The sequence below is a fragment of the Paracoccus versutus genome (assembly GCF_029909795.1).
Lineage (GTDB): Bacteria > Pseudomonadota > Alphaproteobacteria > Rhodobacterales > Rhodobacteraceae > Paracoccus > Paracoccus versutus.
Window position 1 is genome coordinate 541,770 of sequence record NZ_CP038196.1, and the last position, 16,353, is coordinate 558,122.

A 16,353-nucleotide genomic window follows, 5' to 3' on the forward strand; every position below is an offset into this window, starting at 1 on the left:
GATCATGCTGATCGTTGGTGAAATCCTGGGTCATGCCGATGAAACGCGTTTTCGCCACCGGCGGCGGGACAGGATATGGATCGCCGCCGCCGATGCGGGCCGGCGCCGGCTTCGCAGGACCAGCGAAGCGGGCGCCGATGTCGGCATCGACCTGCAAAAGCCAGGCTGGCTGTCGGATGGCGCGGTTCTGGACGATGACGGAACCCGTATCCTGACCGTGGCCCGCCTGCCGGAAGAGGTGATGATCGTCACCCTGTCCGAAACCGATATTCTGGCGGCGTTCCGGGTCGGGCATGCCCTTGGAAATCGCCACGCCCCCTGTGAGTTGCGGGGCCGCGAAGTCATCGTTCCCGTGACCGAGACCCCCGAACTGACCGCACGCCCGCTGCTGGCGCACAATATCGACCCCGCGCATATCCGTTTCGCGCGCATACCCTTTGCGGCGGATGCCCCGCCTGTCTGCGCGGGGGCCGGGCACGATCATCCGGCGGACCGTCCGCGTCATCATCACCACCACCATCACGCAGAATGACCCATGACACGACGTCTGGCGCGCTGGCGGATGGCCCGGCGTTGCTGGCCCTGATGCAGCTGTCGGACACCGCCCTGCCCATCGGGCGGCACGCCCATGCCCTGGGACTGGAGCGCCTGCTGCGCGACGGCCGGGTGCCCGACGAAAGACGCCTCCGGCAGATCGTTGTCTCGGCACTGATGCAGGGGGGCGCCCGCTGCGACGGGGCGGCGGCATCCCTTGCGCATCAGGCCCTGACATCCGGGGACGAGGCCCGGTTGTTGGCCATCGACGCCCGGCTCGATTGCCTGAAGCTGACCGATGCAGCACAGGCGGCCTCTCGCCGATGCGGTCGCAGGCTGGCGGTGCTCGCACCCTCGTTGTCGCGCGACGCGGTGCTGGCGGATTATGCGGGTGCCATCGCCACGGGCCGCAGTCCCGGCCATCTGGCGGTGATCTCGGCGGCAACCTCGGCGGCCTGCGGCGTTTCCCGCCCGGCTGCGGTTCTGATGGAACTGCGTGGCATCGCCACGATGATCCTGTCGGCGGCGGTGCGCCTGGACATCGTGCCTGCGGCGGCGTCGCAGGCGGTGCTCGCCGGTTTCGCGCCCGAGATCCTGGCGGCCAGCCGGATCGCCCTGGCGACCGCGCTGGACGAGATGGAATGCAGCGCGGCTGCCGTGATCGAGACGGCCGCCATGCGCCATGCGCGGGACCACGGTCGCTTGTTCGCCACATGAGTACCGCAACGAAGCAGGGGCCGGCACGGAGTGATGGGAATGGATGAGAGAGATGTTCTGCGCGTGGCGCTGGACTGGGAGGTGGACGGGATCGACCCGCCCCGGTCCTTTGGCGGCTGGAATACCGGTCGCGTGGTCCAGCAGACCCATGAAAGCCTGATGGAGGACGATTTCGACGCTGCTCCGGCAAGTCCGGGCCAGCCGACCGCAATCGTCCCGCGCCTGGCCCAAAGCTGCGACGTCTCGGACGACGCCCGCCGGTTCCTGTTCCGTCTGCGCCCCGGCATCCGCTTTCACGATGGCGCGCTGCTCGATGCCGAAGCCGTGGTTCTGAACTACGCCCGGTTCTGCGATCCGGAATCGCCCATGTTTTCGCATGAAGCGGCCGATCTGAACCGCGCGGCGGCAGAGCTGATCGCGAAGGTCCGGGCAGTCGATTCCCTGACGGTCGAAATCACGCTCAGAGAGCCGTCGCCGGAATTCCTGCGCTACATGACGCAAGAGGATGCGCCTGGCGCGCAGTCGCTGGTCAGCCCGCTGGCGCTGAAGCGTTTCGGTCCCGACGGATGCGCCGACCGCGCGCCCGGAACCGGCGCGTTCCGCTTTCATCGGCGCTTTGACACGCCCCATGGTTCGGGGGTGGAACTGGTGCGGAACGACGATTACTGGGGCGGTCGGCCACGGCTCTCGGGGATACGTTTTCTGCCCTTTCCCGATCTGGGCGACCGACTGCGGGCTCTGGCCGAGGGGCGGGTGGATATGGCCTATAGCCTCGAGGGCGCCGATCTCGAAGAACTGGCTGCGCAGGGCTTCACCATTCCGGAATACCATCCGCCATACATCTGGTATCTGGTCTTCAATCTGCGCGATCCGCAGATGGCCGACATCAGGGTCCGCCGCGCGATTGCCCATGCGATTGACCGTGAAGCCTTGTGCGCAAAACTGTTTCCGGGTGCCGCGGTTCCGGCATTCGGCATGCTGCCTCCCGGCTCGCCGTCCCATGATCCGCAGGCCGGGGATCTGTATCCCTACGATCCGGATCGTGCCCGCGCTCTGCTTGCCGAGGCGGGCGCGGCAGAAGGGCTGACGCTTCATGCCCTGGGCGCGCGCGCAGGCTCGGCCCAGCTCGATCCCGGCGCGATCTACCGGCAGATGGAACAGAACCTCGCCGCGGTCGGCATCCGGCTGAAGGTTACGCTTCGTCCCGACTGGGTCGGCTATTGCAACGAGTGGCGGCAGGGCGCGGCATCCGGCATCTCTTTCAGCGAGATGAGCTGGGCGATGTCCAGCGATCTTTGGCTGCGGCAGGTATTGCACAGCCGCAACGCCTCGCCTGTCGGATTCAATGCGGGTTATGCATCCGATCCGCTTCTCGATGAATTGCTTGATCGCGCAGCAGGAACGCTCGCGGGGGCCGAACGCCTGCGGCTTTATCGGGAAGCCGGTCGGCGGGTTATGGAAGAACTGCCGGTTTTGCCGCTTCTGAACACGCGGCGGGGCATGGTCGCGCTTTCGGCCCGGGTGAAGGGATTGGTTTCCATAAACCAATGCTGGCACGATCTGCGTGGAGTCGATCTCGATTAGCAGCTGATTTGTCCAAACCCGACAAACTGTCGTAGGTAATTATTGCACGGAACCGCATGGACGATAAAAGATACATCCGCGATATCGGATGGACGAGACGGCGGTTCGAGGGACGAGGGAAACAGTATTCGGGATGTAGGCGGGGGATGTACAACCCTAGCTGCAGGCCCAAGTCTGCCAGTCCGAGTCATGAGAGTTGTTGCCGCTCAGTGGGCTTCTCATCGTAGTCGGCGGCGGTCTTGGCGCCCGCCTCCTTACCCATCAACTGCTCGGCAGCAAGATTGATTATTTAACAGGCTGCTGAAAAAGGATTTTGAGAGGGCGACGCAGCGGAAATCGTTCTGGATCCAGCTAATATCGGCCCGAAAATGGGGCGTTCTCGGCAAATTTGAGGCGGATTTCCCGGTTCCCCGCCCGCGCTGTCCTGTCGCAAGGACTTTTTCACCAGCCTGCTAATGCAGCAGGTCGGGCCTTGAGCCTTCCATACCCGGTTCAGACCTGATCAGCAGCTCTTCACGGCACGATCCGGTTGCATCTCGCGATCAGCCCCCAGCCGATATCGCGCATCCTCAGCCTCACGTCGCGGCCTTGAGGTTCAGCCGTGCTTCCAGCTTCACCGCGCCTTCCTTGCGCTCGCTGTAGCGGTCGGTCAGGAAGGCCGAGAGGTCGCGGGTCAGCAGGGTGAACTTCACCAGTTCCTCCATCACGTCGACGATGCGGTCGTAATAGCTCGACGGGTGCATGCGCCCGGCCTCGTCGAACTCCTGCCATGCCCTGGCGACCGAGGACTGGTTCGGGATCGTCAGCATCCGCATCCAGCGGCCCAGCACCCGCATCTGGTTCACCGCGTTGAAGCTTTGCGAGCCGCCCGAGACCTGCATCACCGCCAGCGTGCGGCCCTGCGTCGGCCGGATCGCTCCCATCGACAGCGGAATCCAGTCGATCTGCGCCTTCATCACCCCGGTCATGGCGCCGTGGCGTTCGGGGCTGGTCCAGACCTGGCCCTCGGACCACAGGCACAGGTCGCGCAGTTCCTGCACCTTGGGATGCGACGGTTCGGCATCCTCGGGCAGCGGCAGGCCGTTGGCGTGGAACACCTGCGTCTCGCAGCCGAAATGCCGCAGCAGGCGCTCGGCCTCCAGCGTGGCGAAGCGGCTGCAGGAGCGTTCGCGCAGCGAGCCGTAGAGCAGCAGGATGCGCGGCGGATGCGTCGCGCGGGGGATGGCTGGGATCGCGGGCGCGCGCAGGCAGTCGGGCGACAGGTTCGGCAGGTCGGGGATCATGCGCGGGCCTCTTGCGGGGTTGCTTCGGGAAACCAACGGCGGCCCAGCCACAGGGCGGCGTTGACCAGAAGGATCAGCACCGGCACCTCGACCAGCGGGCCGATCACGGTGGCGAAGGCCACGGGCGAGGCGAGGCCGTAGGCGGCGATGGCGACGGCGATGGCCAGCTCGAAGTTATTGCCGGCGGCGGTGAAGGCGATGGCGGTGGTGCGGGGATAGTCACGCGCGATCAGCCGCCCCATGGCAAAGCTGACGACGAACTGGATGGCGAAGTAGAGCACCAGCGGCACGGCGATCCTGACGGTGTCGAGTGGCAGGCGCACGACATCGCCACCTTTCAGGCTGAACATCGCGACGATGGTGAACAGCAGCGCGGCCAGCGTGATCGGGCTGATCTTCGGCAGGAAGACGTTTTGATACCACTCCTCGCCCCGGCGCCGGATCAGCAGGCGCCGGGTCAGGAAGCCGGCGGCGAAGGGAATGCCGAGATAGATCAGCACCGCCTCCGTCACCGTCCAGAAGCCCACCTCGATCACGCTGCCCTGCAACCCGAACAGGGGTGGCAGCACGGTCAGGAACAGCCAGGCGTAGGTCGAGAAGAACAGGATCTGGAAGATCGCGTTGAAGGCCACCAGCCCGGCGACATATTGCCCGTCGCCCCGCGCCAGCTGGTTCCAGACCAGCACCATGGCGATGCAGCGCGCCAGGCCGATCAGGATCAGCCCGGTCATGTATTCGGGGCTGTCGCGCAGGAAGATCACCGCTAAGGCGAACATCAGCACCGGCCCGATCAGCCAGTTCTGCACCAGCGACAGCACCAGCACGCGCCTGTCGGCAAAGACCTGGGGCAGGTCCTCGTAACGCACCTTGGCCAGCGGCGGATACATCATCAGGATGAGCCCGATGGCGATGGGGATGTTGGTCGAGCCGACCGCCATGGCGTTCAGCGCATCCGGCAGGCCGGTGAACACGGTGCCCAGCAGGATGCCGAACGCCATGGCCGCGAAGATCCACACGGTCAGGTAGCGGTCGAGAAAGGAGAGCCGGCGGGCCGGGCTGTCGAGGGTCATCATCTGTTCCTTTCAGGCCGAGCGGATGCGGTTGCCCTGGGCATCGACCACCGACTCGCCGTCCTCCTTGCTGAAGGCGGCGCGCTGCGGCGGCAGCAGGTCCAGCACCTGCTCCGAGGGCCGGCAGAGCCGCACCCCCCTGGGGCTGACCACGATGGGCCGGTTGATCAGCACCGGATGCGCCAGCATCACCTCGATCAGCGCCGCGTCGGGCAGTGCCGGGTCGTCCAAGCCCAACTCCGCATAGGGCGTGCCCTTTTCCCGCAGCAGCGCGCGAGGTGCGATGCCCATCCGGGCGATCAGCCGCTCCAGCATCGCGCGCGTGGGCGGCGTCTTGAGGTATTCCACCACATGCGGCTCGATCCCGGCATTGCGGATCATGGCCAGGACGTTGCGCGAGGTGCCGCAGTCGGGGTTGTGGTAAATGACGACATCCATGCTCAGGTCTCTCGGGTCAAAGTGGGGTCACAGGCACAATCCAGCGCGGCCGCGACCGGCGCGCAGATTTCCGGATGGCCGTCGCAGCAATCGCGCATCAGGAATTCGATCAGCCCCGCCAGTGTCGGGAAGACAACGCTGTAGATGATGAAACGCCCCTCGCGCCGGGACCGGATCAGCCCGGCATGTTCGAGGTGGGTCAGGTGGAAGGATAGCCGCGAAGTGGTCGCGTCCCCCAGGGCCTCGCCGATGGCCCCGGCCGCCATGCCCTCCGGCCCGGCCTTGACCAGCAGCCGGACGATGCGCAGCCGGGTTTCCTGCGACAGGGCCGCGAAGCCGGCAAGGGCGCGTTGCTCCTCCATCGAATCAACCTCTCAAGATATGTTGATATAATGAAGGTGAGACTTGGGGGTGTCAAGCCAGCAGGTGTGTCTCGACGATGGCTGCTCGGGGAATCCGCGGGGGTCAGGCGCCGGATCCTGACGAACCGAGCCTGGACCGAATATCTGATCGACCAGGCGACCAACGAGGGCATGCCCGAGAACGGCCGGCCCTCGTATCTGGCCGAGGCCCGGCAGGCGCTGCTGGCGCTGGAGCGCAAGGCGGCGGGGCGGGCCGCTTCCGGCGCGCGGAAGGCGGCATGAGGTGCGGCCATGGACCCGCTCGTCGTGCTTGATTGCCAGAAGGTGCGGCCGGACAGGTTCGCCCTGACGCTGGCCGCAGCAGGGCGCTGCTTCAGGGCGCCGGGGCGATGCTCGACATGCCGGGCGCCAGCCCTGCAGAACTGGCGCTGCACGAGATCGCGGCGGGGCTGCTGACGCGGGATGAGATCGCAGCGATCCCGCCCGAAGCAGGCCGGGCAGCCCTGCCGCCGCCCGGGCCCGCCGCCGCATCCAGCCTTCCCCCGCAAGGGAAGGTCCATTGACGGGATCACCAAGCAACCGACAAGGAGGAGTGAACGATGCTGAAATCCCTGTCTCTCGATCGCCGGACGGCATTCGACATCGCCAATGTCGTTGCCGGTCTCGGTCTTCTGCTGTCGCCCTGGTATCTCGGCTTCGCGGCCGAGACCGCCGCGGCGGGGAACGCCTGGATCATCGGGGCCGCGATGACGCTGATCGCCTTGGCCGCGCTCTTCGCGTTCCACAGGCTTGAGGAATGGGCCAATGCCGCCCTTGGCCTCTGGGCGGTGATCGCGCCCTGGGTTCTGGGCTTCGCGACCCTCGCGGCGGCGATGTGGGTGCATGTGATCGCCGGTCTGGTCGTCGCGATCCTGGCAGGCGTCAGCCTGTGGTCGGGCGACGACCGGCCCTATTCGACAGCGTGACGTCCCGAACGGCCCGGCAACCCGCCGGGCCGTTTTCACGTTCTCCGTCTGGTCTCGGGCGGGAAAGGAAATCCACCACCGATCAAACGGAAATTGCCGATGTCGATGAAAATCCTCCGACTGCGCGCGGCTGCCATCACGCTGTGCACGATCCTGGCGCTGGTCGCGCCGTCCCCGGCGGCTGTCGGCCAACCCATGCCCGAGGCGGCGGGCGGCATTCCCACCATCGCCCCGATGCTGTCGCGCGTCACCCCGGCGGTGGTCAATATCGCGGTCGTCTCGGAAACGCCGGCGGTATCGAACCCGCTTTACAACGATCCCTATTTCCGCCGTTTCTTCGATCTTCCCGACCCGCCGATGCGGCGGCAGATGAGCGCCGGCTCCGGCGTGATCGTCGACGCCCAGAACGGCTATGTGCTGACCAATCACCACGTCGTCGCCGAGGCCAGCGCGATCAGCGTCACGCTGAAGGACGGGCGCCAGTTCCGGGCCGGACTCGTCGGCGCCGACCAGGCCACGGAAATCGCCCTGCTGCGAATCGAGGCCGAGGATCTGGTCGCGCTGGAGATCGGCGATTCCGACCGCCTTCAGGTCGGCGATTTCGTCGCCGCCATCGGCAACCCCTTCGGCCTGGGCCAGACGGTGACCTCGGGCATCGTCGGCGCGCTGGGACGCAGCGGCATCAGCCGCGAGGGCTATGAGGATTTCATCCAGACCGACGCCTCGATCAACCCGGGTAATTCGGGCGGCGCGATGGTGACGCTGGACGGCAGGCTGGTCGGTATCAACACCGCCATCCTGACCCCGGCGGGGGGCAATATCGGTATCGGTTTCGCGTTGCCCAGCAACATGGCCGTCGCCGTGATGCAGCAGCTGATCAAGCATGGCGAGGTGCGGCGCGGCAGGCTGGGGATCGGCATGCACGACCTGACGCCCGATCTGGCCGAGGCGCTGGAGCTGGGCGGCATCCACGGCGCGGTCATCGCGAATGTCGAGCCCGGCTCGCCTGCCGAGAAGGCGGGGCTGAAGACGGGGGACGTGGTGGCCGCCATCGACGAGGTGCCGGTGCAGGGCGCCACGCATCTGCGCAACCGATTGGGCCTGACGCCCGTCGGCAGCACCATTCGCCTGACGGTCAGGCGCGAGGGGGATGAGCAGGAAGTCGACCTGTCCATCACCGCCGAAGCCACCTCCTCCGGTGATTTCGCTGGCACGCCGCTGGATGGCGCCCGGTTGCGCAACGCCTCGGCGGAGGAGGCGCGCCGGGCGGGCAGTGCCGGGATCACGGTCGACAGCGTCGAGCCGGACAGCCTTGCGGCATGGGTCGGTCTGCGCCGCGGCGACATGATCGTCGCCGTCAACCGGACGCCGGTTTCATCGGTCGCGGATTTGCGTGACATGCTTGCCGGCCGTCGTGCCATCGTGGCGCTGGAACTGATCCGCGACGGCAACCGTCTTTTCATGGTCGCAAGGTGAACGACGGCCGTGGCATGGAGAGGACCGGGAAGACGCAGCGTGTCGTCACCGATGCCTGGGCGTCGCTCATCTGACGCAGCCCCGGACCTTGCCGGCTTCAGAACGCCGGCCCGCAAGCCCTGCGGATGGCGAGTTGGACCGGCGAGGGCGGCAAGGCCGGGTCGAACTCGGCTCTTGGCAGCAAGGGAGGCTGCGCCATGAAGCGGGGTCTTGTCCCCCGGTGCGGTTGCGCCGCATGGACCAGAAACGGATGGCACAGATAGACCGTGCCCGCCGCGCCCGTCGCCAGTGCCTCGGGGCAGGTCTCGGTCGAGGCATAGCCGTTCGCCGACAATTGCTGCAGCGTCGCGCCTGCCGTGCCATAGGGCAGCAACTCGCGGGCGATGGTGGCGTGGGAGCCCCGCCTGATCCGGGTCGGTGCATCGCCGGGCCCGACATCCGAGAACAGGAACAGCATCAGCAACGCGCGGCCACTGCTTTTGACATTGACCCGCCACTCCATGAAATCCGGGCTGTCGCCGAAGCTCATGTCGACATGCCAGCCATCGTCGCCGGGGGCGATGGGCGAGGGGAAGCGGATCGGGAAACTGCCCAGCCCTTGCGGCGCAAGCCAGCGCGCCGGCCCGGCAAGCTGGTCATAGGCCCGATGCAGCAGCGGGGTGTTGGCGGCCTGGACGAAGGCGGGCGTGGACATCGATGCGATCCGGATGACGGGTCGCGTCCAGCCCTCGGGCCGGTCGGGCGAGAGGCCCGTCGCCGCCCACAACTCGTCCCGGCATTGCTGGGCGAGGTCGGTGGGGAAGGCGCCGTCGATCCTGACGAAGCCGTCCTCGATGAAGCTTTGAACCTGATGCTTGGTCAGGCCGGTGGGTTCGGGATTGGTCATCACGCATTCTCCGCTTGGCGCCCCAATCGCGGGCGCCGTGTCGATCTGATGGCGCGAAAGCACCGGCGGCAGGGCCGGTCAGATCAGCGGGAAGAATGTGGACATGAACATCATGGTCGGAATTTAGGGCGGGCAGCCGGGGGCTGCAAGCCGTGTCCCCTGGCCGCTTGCGACCTGTTTCCCCTGCTCGCGGTTATCGAGGGGCATTCATTGCCCGGCCAGCAGGCACCCCAGCCCATCGTCAGGACAGATGCCCTGATATCGTCCAGAGCGCCGGGAAGTGATCGCCCGCCCTGATCCTCTGCGCCCGGCTCAGTATTGGTCATGCAGCCTGAGCCAGCTCATGGCGCCGTTTTCATTGCGGCCCTTTGGGGTCAGGTCCAGCCAGTTGAACGCGCCCATCAGCAGTTCCACGCCGCGATGATAGGTGGAATAGCTGTGGAAGAGGACGCCGTCCTGCCGCACGAAGATGCTGACCCCGAACATGTCCGGGCTCCTCTCGATCACCGTCCCGTAGTTGTAGATCGCCCGGCCGGCCGCGCGATCCTCCTCGGTGAACGAGACGCCGAAATCGTAGTTGAAATCGCCGTCGTCCGACGACAGCCAGGGAAAGCGCCAGCCCATGCGCCGTCGGACCTCCTCGATCCGTCGGATCGGCGCGCGCGAGACGGCGGCGAAGGCCAGGTCGGCCTGCTCGAAATGCTGCCGGGCGGCATCGACATGGTCGACGACGAAGGAACAGCCCGAGCAGAGATGATCCGAACCCGGCGTCAGCATGAAGTGATAGATGGCAAGCTGGCTGCGGGTCCCGAACAGGTCGCCCAGCGTCACCTCGCCGTCGGGCCCCATGAAGCGATAGGGCTTGTCGATGCGGACCCAGGGCATCCGCCGCCGCTCGGCCCGCAGCGCATCGAGCTGATGGGTCATGTCGCGTTCGCGGGCCAGCAGCGCCTTGCGGGCCTCCAGCCATTCCTCGCGGGAAACGATGGCTTGGGTCATGGTCAGTCTCCTTTCCGGGTTTGGTCTTGGCCTGCCATCAGCCGTAACCAGGGCGGCAGGTGGAACAGGGCCATCAGCAGATACATCATGGTCATGCCGTACAGCGGCAGCGGACCGGGCCCGGACAGGCAGAGCGCGGGCGAGGCCGCCGTGATCCAGGCCATGACGGCGAAGCAGGGCGCCGCCGCAAGGGCCAGCCAGCGGGCCGGGTCGGGTTTTGCCCTGGGCGTTGTCATTCCGGGCCTCCCGTCCGATGCTTTGCAGCAACGACTCTAGGACGGGGCGGCATCCGGGCGTGAGTAACAAGGATGACGGGATTGCGGCAGCGGCGCAGGCGCTGGCGGCGGGGGATGCGCTGACGGCGCTGAAGCGGGTCGCCCTGCGCGACGATCCGCCGGCGCTGGCGCTGCGCGGCATCGCCATGGCGCAGCTGGGCGATCTCGACCGGGCGCGGGACCTGCTGCGCCGCGCCGCGCGAGGGTTGGGTGCCGATCCCCTGGCCCGCGCCCGCTGCCGGCTGGCCGCGGCGGAAATCGCGCTGGTCACGCGCGACCTGGGCGGTCTGGAGCGGGCGCTTGGCACGGCGCGAGGCGCGCTTGCGGCGCAAGGCGACTGGGCGAACGCCGCCCATGCCGGCTACCTGCAGGCCCGGCTGCTGCTGCTGACCGGGCGTCTCGATCAGGCCGAGGCGGTGCTTGAGGGGCTGGATGCCGCCGCGCTGCCCCCGGCCTCGCGTCCCGGCTGCTGGCTGGTCGCCGCCGGCATCGCCATGCGGCGCATCCGGGCCGGCGATGCGCGGGCCGCGCTGGACCGGGCCGCCCGTGCCGCGCATCAGACGGGCATCGCTGCATTGGCGGCCGAGGTCGCACAGGCGCGCGCCGCCTTCGACGCCCCGGCCGGGCGGCTGATCGAAAGCGGGCGCGAGACCATGCTGGACCTGTCCGGGGTCGAGGCGCTGATCGGCTCGGACCTGCTGCTGGTCGATGCCTGCCGCAACCTTCTGCGCGGCGGCGCGATGCTGGTGCCACTGGCCGGGCGGCCGGTGCTGATGGCGCTGCTGCGCGCGCTGGCCGAAGCATGGCCCGGCGACGTGCCGCGCGAAACCCTGCTCGCGCGTGCCTTTCGCGCCCGCCATGCCGACGAGTCGCATCGGGCAAGATTGCGGGTGGAGATCGGGCGGCTGCGCGAACACCTCGCCCCGCTGGCCGGGATCAGCGCGACGGGCCGGGGCTTTGTGCTGGAGCCGTACGTCGGGCGTAGGGTCGCCGTGCTGGCCCCGCCGGTCGAGGGTGATCATGCCGGGCTGCTGGCCCTGCTGGCCGATGGCGAGGCCTGGTCGAGTTCGGCGCTGGCCCTGGCGCTGGATGTCAGCCCGCGCAGCGTGCAGCGCGGGCTCAAGGCGCTGGAGCGGGCCGGCAGGGTCGAATGGCTGGGCCACGGCCGCGCCCGGCGCTGGGTCGCGCGAACCGTGCCGGGTTTCCCGACAAGCTTGTTACTCCCGGCGCCGCTGCCGATGCGTTAGGGTGGATGCATGAAACGCATGGCCGAAATCATCCGCGAATACGGCCCCTTTCCGGGGATCGAGGAGGTGCATGGCGTCAGTTTCGACAGAAGGCAGGTCTGGTTCGCCAGCGGTGAACACCTGCACGCACTCGACCCCGACAGCGGCGAGCTGGTGGGCGCGCTGGAGATCCCCGCCGATGCCGGCACGGCCTTCGACGGCCGGCATCTGTTCCAGATCGCCGGGCCGGTCATCCGCAAGATCGACCCGGAGAGCGGCGAGGTTCTGGCGACCATTCCCGCGCCGGAGGGCGGCAATTCCGGGCTGGCCTGGGCCGAGGGCTCGCTTTGGGTCGGCCAGCATCGCGGGCGGCGCATCCACCAGGTCGATCCCGAGACCGGCAAGGTGCTGCGCAGCATCGACTGCGACCGCTTCGTCACTGGCGTCACCTGGATCGAGGGCGCGCTCTGGCACGGCACCTGGCAGGGCGAGGAAAGCGACATCCGGCGCATCGACCCCGCCACCGGCGGAGTGCTGGAACGGCTGGAGATGCCGCCGGGCACCGGGGTCTCGGGGCTGGAATCGGATGGCGGCGCGCGGTTCTTCTGCGGCGGCGGCAGCAGCGGCAAGTTGAGGGTCGTTCTGCGCAAGGCGGATCAGGACGCGACATAGGGCCTTCGGTTCTTGCTGCGCAAACCGGCCCCTCGCTCGGAACCTGACAGCGGGGCCTCGGCGGGCTATGCTGTCGGGGTCCTTTCCATCAGCCACCGGGAGGCAGCGATGAGCGACGAACACGCGGGCAAGGGTGTCCTGCACCTGCCGCCGGGCGAGGGACGGTGCTATGAACTCGGCCGGATGACGGCGGTGTTCAAGGCCGACGAGGATGAGACGGCTGCGCGCTACAGCGTCTCGGAATGGTGGCTGGAGCCCGGCGCCGACGGGCCGGGCGCGCATGCGCATGAAGTGAATGACGAGATCTTCTACGTGATTGCCGGCACGGTCAGCTTCCTTGCCGGGGAGGACTGGCTGGACGCGCCGCAAGGGACGTTCCTGCGCATCCCGGCCGGGACGACGCATGACTTCAGGAACCGCACCGCCGAGCGCGTCGGTGTCCTGAACGTCTTCATCCCCGGCGGGTTCGAGCGCGACATGCCCGCCATCGTGGATTGGTTCAGGGACAATCCGTAGGGTCATGCGCGGCAAGTCCTCGATCACGGCGGATCTTCGGCGGCTTGGCCTGCAGCCGGGCGATCTGGTGATGGTCCACGCCTCGCTGAAGGCGCTCGGCCCGGTCGAGGGTGGCGCAGCCGGGGTCGCCCAGGCGCTCATGGATGCCGTGGGGCCGGGCGGCACGGTGATGGGATATGCCTCCTGGGACCGCTCGCCCTATGAGGAAACCCTGAACGGCGCTCGCATGGACGAGGCCCTGCGCCGCGACTGGCCCGCCTTCGATCCCCGGACCGCCGGGACATATCGCGGCTTCGGCCTGCTGAACCAGTTTCTTGCGGCGCTGCCGGCGGCCCGGCGCAGCGCCCACCCGGATGCCTCGATGATCGCGGTCGGCCCGCTGGCCGGCACCCTGGTCGAACCGCACCGGCTGGGCCAGGCCCTGGGCGAGGGCTCGCCGCTGGAGCGCTTCGTGCGCCTTGGCGGCAAGACCCTGCTGCTGGGGGCGCCGCTCGATGCGGTGACCGTGCTGCATTATGCCGAGGCCGTCGCCGACATCCCCGGCAAGCGCCGCGTCAGCTACGAGATGCCGATGCTGGGCCCGGATGGCCGGACCATCTGGGAAGCGGCCACGGATTTCGACTCGAACGGCATCCTCGATTGCTTCGCGGCCGAGGGTCAGCCGGATGCGGTCGAGACCATTGCCCGCGCCTATGTCCAGACGGGCCGGCACCGCGAGGGCGTGGTCGGCGCCGCGCACTGCCATCTGTTCGACGCACGGGATATCGTCGCCTTTGGTGTCGACTGGCTCGAGCGGCAGTTCGGATCGGTGGCGTATCCGCAGATGCGTCGTGACGGCCGAGACATTTGACCGGGCATGGCCCCAATCTGACAGGAGGAACGCATGATGGAAGCTCCGCGCATCTACCCGACCTTCCGCTTCCGCGACGCGGCGGCGATGATCGACTGGCTGGAAAGGGCCTTCGGCTTCACCACCCATGCGAAATACATGGATGGCGAGAAGGTCGCCCATGCCGAACTGGCCTTCGGCTCGTCCATGATCATGTGCGGCGACGACAGGGACGACGCCTATGGCGGGATGGTGGGCCAGCCGTCGGGGCAGGGCGGCAAGTCGCTCTATATCGCCGTGGATGACGCTGACGCGATGTTCGCCCGTGCCAAGGCCGCCGGCGCGGTGATCGAGGAGGGGCTGACCGACCGCGACTACGGCAGCCGCGAATTCATCTGCCGCGATCCCGAGGGCAACCTGTGGTGCTTCGGCACCTGGTGGCCGAAGGTCACCGACAAGGGCTGAGGCGCATGGCCCCGCGGATATCGAACCGCATCGCGTGTTTCGTGGACGCCCTGCCGCTGGTGCCGGGCCATCGGGTGCTGGAGATCGGCTGCGGCCCCGGCGTGGCGGCCCGCGAGGTCTGCCGCCGCATCGGCAACGGCTTCGTCCTGGCCATCGACCGCTCGGCCAGGGCGATCGACAGCGCGGTGGCCGGATCGAAACCCGAGATCGCCTCGGGCCGCCTGCGGTTCCGGCAGGTGGCAATCGAGGATTTCGAACTGCTGTCCGATGAAGCGCCCTTCGACATCGCCTTCGCGATGCGTGTCGGAGCATTGGACGGCCGCCAGCCGGAGATCGGGCAACGCGCCCTTGAACGAGTGCGGGCCGCATTGAAACCGGCGGGGCGGCTATTCATCGACACGGGGCATCCGGTTCGGGAGATCAGGCTGGACAGGTAACGGGCTATGGATTGAGCGCGGGAATCGCCGCTGAACCCCTGCTGAATTAAACGAGCGGCATAACAACAGGGGACGCTTATGGCCGATATCGACCTGAATGCCTTGTCGCTGGCCGAACTGAAGCAGCTGGAAAAGAACGTGGCGAAGGCCATTGCTTCTTTCGAGGATCGCCGCAAGGCCGAGGCCCGTGCAGCGGCGGAAACGGTGGCAAAGCAGCACGGCCTTTCTTTGAGCGATCTCGCACGATATCGGTTGGTCGCTCTGGGATCCCATCGGCTTGCTGGACCCGGAAAGCCGGCCGGGCGGGAGGACGAGGCCAACCTGTCCTTCGCGGACGAATACGACAGCTATCTGATCGCGGCGGCATCCCAACTGCGCAGGGGAACGCCGCGTGACGATGTCGTCGCTTTCCTGGTCGACATCGAGACCCAATACAGGGGGATGGGCGACAACCCGAGTGCCCGGCCAAAGGCGGAAGCGGTCGTGGATGCGATCCTGGCTGACGAGGGGCTCTGGACATGGCCCGATGCGCCGGGGCGGTTCGGTCAGGAGGCGAGATGACCAGGCACAGGATCTTCACCACCAGTTTCGCCAGCGTTTATCCGCATTGCGCGGCGAAGGCAGAGAAGAAGGGCCGGACCAGGGCCGAGGTCGATGAGATCATCCTCTGGCTGACCGGCTATAGCCCGGAGGAACTGGCGGCCCGGCTGGACGACCAAACGGATTTCGAGACCTTCTTTGCCGAGGCCCCGCGCATGAACCCGGCGCGCTTCCTGATCAAGGGCACGGTCTGCGGCATCCGGGTGGAGGAGATCGAGGACCCGCTCATGCGGGAGATCCGCTATCTGGACAGGCTGATCGACGAACTGGCGAAGGGAAAGCGGATGGAGAAGATCCTGCGGAAAGGGTGAGCCGCCCACTGGCACGGCTGTTAACATCTTGTCCGGCGACATGCCGCTGGCTGGCGGCCTTTTCCGGTATCTGTCCGCGTCATTCTCTGAGCGTTCCGTCTGTTCGCTTGACCAGTCGCCGGGTCATGAGGATGCTGCCGGCGTAGCGAGCTGCAGTCGCAGGTGGCGTGTATCATCCTCTGGCAGCCTGTCGTGATCGATCTCCGCGCAACGGTTCAATGTGGCCTTGTGTACTCGCGCCACGGAGCACATCTTAAGTTCTCCGACAGCCCCATCGAGGAACACAAAATGAAATGCCCGATAGACGACGAGACGCTGGTGATTGCCGAGCGCGGGGGCGTAGAAATCGACTACTGTCCCAAATGCCGTGGGGTCTGGCTGGATCGCGGGGAACTCGACAAGATCATCGAGCGCGCGGCACAGGCAACCGCGCCCATGGATTCGGAACGCGACCGTCGGCCGCTTCAGGATCGCGACAGAAGAGATGACCGGCGCGACCTTTCTCGCCATCCCTCTGCGGACGATGACCGTGGGTATGGCAGGAAGCCCAAACGGCGTGAGAGCTTTCTCGGGGATCTCTTCGATTTCTGACGCCTGGCTTCCCCGGCCGCGTCCGCACCTCGGGTTTCATCCACAAAGAATGTATCCCGCCATGCGGCTATCTGGGCGGGGGCCGGGTTGGCGAGCCTTTGCCACCTATCCTGAATG

Annotated in this window: 22 protein-coding genes and 1 pseudogene; 16 read left to right on the forward strand and 7 right to left on the reverse strand. The window is 67.2% G+C overall.

All coding sequences use genetic code 11. The features are described 5' to 3' along the window. Window positions 1-4: 4 nt before the first annotated feature. From E3U25_RS02605 to E3U25_RS02615, 3 genes are read left to right on the forward strand one after another with little or no spacing between them, the layout of a single operon-like run. Window positions 5-532, forward strand: coding sequence for an urease accessory protein UreE (locus E3U25_RS02605; RefSeq protein WP_052095812.1), 528 nt, complete (start codon window positions 5-7; stop codon window positions 530-532). Further along, the gene (locus E3U25_RS02610) at window positions 529-1,251 is read left to right on the forward strand and encodes an urease accessory protein UreF (RefSeq protein WP_072463412.1); all 723 of its coding nucleotides are present in this window, start codon (window positions 529-531) and stop codon (window positions 1,249-1,251) included. The genes E3U25_RS02605 and E3U25_RS02610 overlap by 4 nt, the downstream gene beginning before the upstream one ends. A gap of 39 nt (window positions 1,252-1,290) precedes the next feature. Then, a complete protein-coding gene (locus E3U25_RS02615; protein ID WP_116221284.1) occupies window positions 1,291-2,835 on the forward strand; it encodes an ABC transporter substrate-binding protein in 1,545 nt (514 codons plus the stop codon). Between the two features lie 575 nt (window positions 2,836-3,410). Here E3U25_RS02615 and arsH read toward each other — a convergent pair. Genes arsH through E3U25_RS02635 form a run of 4 tightly spaced genes read right to left on the reverse strand, consistent with a single transcriptional unit; the run spans window position 3,411 to window position 5,988 of the window. Next, window positions 3,411-4,118 (reverse strand): arsenical resistance protein ArsH, encoded by a 708-nt coding sequence (arsH, locus tag E3U25_RS02620; RefSeq protein ID WP_116221283.1) that lies wholly within the window; start codon window positions 4,116-4,118, stop codon window positions 3,411-3,413. After that, window positions 4,115-5,188 carry an ACR3 family arsenite efflux transporter gene (arsB, locus tag E3U25_RS02625; protein ID WP_116221721.1) on the reverse strand — a complete coding sequence of 358 codons (1,074 nt, stop codon included), beginning with the start codon at window positions 5,186-5,188 and terminating at the stop codon, window positions 4,115-4,117. Before arsB ends, arsH begins: the two co-directional genes overlap by 4 nt. Window positions 5,189-5,200: 12 nt before the next feature. After that, window positions 5,201-5,626 carry an arsenate reductase (glutaredoxin) gene (gene arsC, locus E3U25_RS02630; RefSeq protein WP_116221282.1) on the reverse strand — a complete coding sequence of 142 codons (426 nt, stop codon included), beginning with the start codon at window positions 5,624-5,626 and terminating at the stop codon, window positions 5,201-5,203. 2 nt (window positions 5,627-5,628) lie between these two features. Next, on the reverse strand, window positions 5,629-5,988 hold the full coding sequence (locus E3U25_RS02635) for an ArsR/SmtB family transcription factor (protein ID WP_116221281.1): 360 nt from the start codon (window positions 5,986-5,988) through the stop codon (window positions 5,629-5,631). 30 nt (window positions 5,989-6,018) lie between these two features. On the opposite strand from E3U25_RS02635, the gene E3U25_RS02640 reads away from it, so the two are divergent. The 4 genes from E3U25_RS02640 to E3U25_RS02655 all read left to right on the forward strand — a co-directional run bounded on the left by E3U25_RS02640 (window position 6,019) and on the right by E3U25_RS02655 (window position 8,429). After that, on the forward strand, window positions 6,019-6,270 hold the full coding sequence (locus tag E3U25_RS02640) for a hypothetical protein (RefSeq protein ID WP_208861533.1): 252 nt from the start codon (window positions 6,019-6,021) through the stop codon (window positions 6,268-6,270). Window positions 6,271-6,377: 107 nt separating this feature from the next. Beyond that, the gene (locus E3U25_RS02645; RefSeq protein ID WP_181180950.1) at window positions 6,378-6,551 is read left to right on the forward strand and encodes a hypothetical protein; all 174 of its coding nucleotides are present in this window, start codon (window positions 6,378-6,380) and stop codon (window positions 6,549-6,551) included. Window positions 6,552-6,587: 36 nt separating this feature from the next. After that, entirely contained in the window at window positions 6,588-6,953 is a 366-nt protein-coding gene (locus tag E3U25_RS02650) for an SPW repeat protein (protein WP_116221280.1), read from the forward strand. Window positions 6,954-7,052: 99 nt separating this feature from the next. Further along, a complete protein-coding gene (locus tag E3U25_RS02655) occupies window positions 7,053-8,429 on the forward strand; it encodes a Do family serine endopeptidase (RefSeq protein ID WP_116221279.1) in 1,377 nt (458 codons plus the stop codon). A 97-nt stretch (window positions 8,430-8,526) separates the two neighbouring features. On the opposite strand, the gene E3U25_RS02660 is transcribed toward E3U25_RS02655, so the two are convergent. From E3U25_RS02660 to E3U25_RS02670, 3 genes are all read right to left on the reverse strand, one after another. Beyond that, entirely contained in the window at window positions 8,527-9,315 is a 789-nt protein-coding gene (locus tag E3U25_RS02660; protein WP_116221720.1) for a phytanoyl-CoA dioxygenase family protein, read from the reverse strand. A 312-nt stretch (window positions 9,316-9,627) separates the two neighbouring features. Beyond that, window positions 9,628-10,314 (reverse strand): DUF899 domain-containing protein, encoded by a 687-nt coding sequence (locus E3U25_RS02665; protein WP_116221278.1) that lies wholly within the window; start codon window positions 10,312-10,314, stop codon window positions 9,628-9,630. A 2-nt stretch (window positions 10,315-10,316) separates the two neighbouring features. Further along, window positions 10,317-10,550 (reverse strand): hypothetical protein, encoded by a 234-nt coding sequence (locus E3U25_RS02670; RefSeq protein WP_116221277.1) that lies wholly within the window; start codon window positions 10,548-10,550, stop codon window positions 10,317-10,319. Between the two features lie 17 nt (window positions 10,551-10,567). On the opposite strand from E3U25_RS02670, the gene E3U25_RS02675 reads away from it, so the two are divergent. The 9 genes and pseudogenes from E3U25_RS02675 (at window position 10,568) to E3U25_RS02715 (ending at window position 16,236) form a co-directional block, all read left to right on the forward strand. After that, the gene (locus E3U25_RS02675) at window positions 10,568-11,836 is read left to right on the forward strand and encodes a helix-turn-helix domain-containing protein (RefSeq protein ID WP_425355723.1); all 1,269 of its coding nucleotides are present in this window, start codon (window positions 10,568-10,570) and stop codon (window positions 11,834-11,836) included. Between the two features lie 9 nt (window positions 11,837-11,845). Further along, window positions 11,846-12,487, forward strand: a complete 642-nt coding sequence (locus E3U25_RS02680) for a Vgb family protein (RefSeq protein ID WP_116221275.1) — start codon at window positions 11,846-11,848, stop codon at window positions 12,485-12,487. Window positions 12,488-12,595: 108 nt separating this feature from the next. Continuing rightward, window positions 12,596-13,003: a cupin domain-containing protein gene (locus E3U25_RS02685; RefSeq protein ID WP_116221274.1), complete on the forward strand. Its 408-nt coding sequence runs from the start codon at window positions 12,596-12,598 to the stop codon at window positions 13,001-13,003. Between the two features lie 4 nt (window positions 13,004-13,007). Then, window positions 13,008-13,853, forward strand: coding sequence for an aminoglycoside 3-N-acetyltransferase (gene aac(3) / locus E3U25_RS02690; protein ID WP_116221273.1), 846 nt, complete (start codon window positions 13,008-13,010; stop codon window positions 13,851-13,853). Between the two features lie 33 nt (window positions 13,854-13,886). Then, window positions 13,887-14,297 carry a VOC family protein gene (locus E3U25_RS02695; RefSeq protein ID WP_036761387.1) on the forward strand — a complete coding sequence of 137 codons (411 nt, stop codon included), beginning with the start codon at window positions 13,887-13,889 and terminating at the stop codon, window positions 14,295-14,297. Window positions 14,298-14,302: 5 nt separating this feature from the next. Then, complete coding sequence (locus E3U25_RS02700; protein WP_072463899.1) at window positions 14,303-14,734, forward strand: SAM-dependent methyltransferase; 432 nt, start codon at window positions 14,303-14,305, stop codon at window positions 14,732-14,734. A gap of 78 nt (window positions 14,735-14,812) precedes the next feature. Further along, window positions 14,813-14,977: pseudogene (locus E3U25_RS02705) on the forward strand (H-NS histone family protein); the annotation flags it as partial. A 314-nt stretch (window positions 14,978-15,291) separates the two neighbouring features. Then, a complete protein-coding gene (locus tag E3U25_RS02710) occupies window positions 15,292-15,645 on the forward strand; it encodes a DUF2200 domain-containing protein (protein ID WP_116221272.1) in 354 nt (117 codons plus the stop codon). A gap of 288 nt (window positions 15,646-15,933) precedes the next feature. Further along, on the forward strand, window positions 15,934-16,236 hold the full coding sequence (locus E3U25_RS02715; protein ID WP_072463914.1) for a TFIIB-type zinc ribbon-containing protein: 303 nt from the start codon (window positions 15,934-15,936) through the stop codon (window positions 16,234-16,236). The last annotated feature ends 117 nt before the right edge of the window (window positions 16,237-16,353 follow it).

Bases quoted from the DNA above. Each gene is read 5' to 3' on its own strand.
- E3U25_RS02605 (WP_052095812.1), top strand. From the start codon at position 5: ATGCTGATCGTTGGTGAAATCCTGGGTCATGCCGATGAAACGCGTTTT.
- E3U25_RS02610 (WP_072463412.1), top strand. From the start codon at position 529: ATGACCCATGACACGACGTCTGGCGCGCTGGCGGATGGCCCGGCGTTG.
- E3U25_RS02615 (WP_116221284.1), top strand. From the start codon at position 1,291: ATGGATGAGAGAGATGTTCTGCGCGTGGCGCTGGACTGGGAGGTGGAC.
- arsH (WP_116221283.1), bottom strand. From the start codon at position 4,118: ATGATCCCCGACCTGCCGAACCTGTCGCCCGACTGCCTGCGCGCGCCC.
- arsB (WP_116221721.1), bottom strand. From the start codon at position 5,188: ATGACCCTCGACAGCCCGGCCCGCCGGCTCTCCTTTCTCGACCGCTAC.
- arsC (WP_116221282.1), bottom strand. From the start codon at position 5,626: ATGGATGTCGTCATTTACCACAACCCCGACTGCGGCACCTCGCGCAAC.
- E3U25_RS02635 (WP_116221281.1), bottom strand. From the start codon at position 5,988: ATGGAGGAGCAACGCGCCCTTGCCGGCTTCGCGGCCCTGTCGCAGGAA.
- E3U25_RS02640 (WP_208861533.1), top strand. From the start codon at position 6,019: ATGAAGGTGAGACTTGGGGGTGTCAAGCCAGCAGGTGTGTCTCGACGA.
- E3U25_RS02645 (WP_181180950.1), top strand. From the start codon at position 6,378: ATGCTCGACATGCCGGGCGCCAGCCCTGCAGAACTGGCGCTGCACGAG.
- E3U25_RS02650 (WP_116221280.1), top strand. From the start codon at position 6,588: ATGCTGAAATCCCTGTCTCTCGATCGCCGGACGGCATTCGACATCGCC.
- E3U25_RS02655 (WP_116221279.1), top strand. From the start codon at position 7,053: ATGTCGATGAAAATCCTCCGACTGCGCGCGGCTGCCATCACGCTGTGC.
- E3U25_RS02660 (WP_116221720.1), bottom strand. From the start codon at position 9,315: ATGACCAATCCCGAACCCACCGGCCTGACCAAGCATCAGGTTCAAAGC.
- E3U25_RS02665 (WP_116221278.1), bottom strand. From the start codon at position 10,314: ATGACCCAAGCCATCGTTTCCCGCGAGGAATGGCTGGAGGCCCGCAAG.
- E3U25_RS02670 (WP_116221277.1), bottom strand. From the start codon at position 10,550: ATGACAACGCCCAGGGCAAAACCCGACCCGGCCCGCTGGCTGGCCCTT.
- E3U25_RS02675 (WP_425355723.1), top strand. From the start codon at position 10,568: ATGCTTTGCAGCAACGACTCTAGGACGGGGCGGCATCCGGGCGTGAGT.
- E3U25_RS02680 (WP_116221275.1), top strand. From the start codon at position 11,846: ATGAAACGCATGGCCGAAATCATCCGCGAATACGGCCCCTTTCCGGGG.
- E3U25_RS02685 (WP_116221274.1), top strand. From the start codon at position 12,596: ATGAGCGACGAACACGCGGGCAAGGGTGTCCTGCACCTGCCGCCGGGC.
- E3U25_RS02695 (WP_036761387.1), top strand. From the start codon at position 13,887: ATGATGGAAGCTCCGCGCATCTACCCGACCTTCCGCTTCCGCGACGCG.
- E3U25_RS02700 (WP_072463899.1), top strand. From the start codon at position 14,303: ATGGCCCCGCGGATATCGAACCGCATCGCGTGTTTCGTGGACGCCCTG.
- E3U25_RS02710 (WP_116221272.1), top strand. From the start codon at position 15,292: ATGACCAGGCACAGGATCTTCACCACCAGTTTCGCCAGCGTTTATCCG.
- E3U25_RS02715 (WP_072463914.1), top strand. From the start codon at position 15,934: ATGAAATGCCCGATAGACGACGAGACGCTGGTGATTGCCGAGCGCGGG.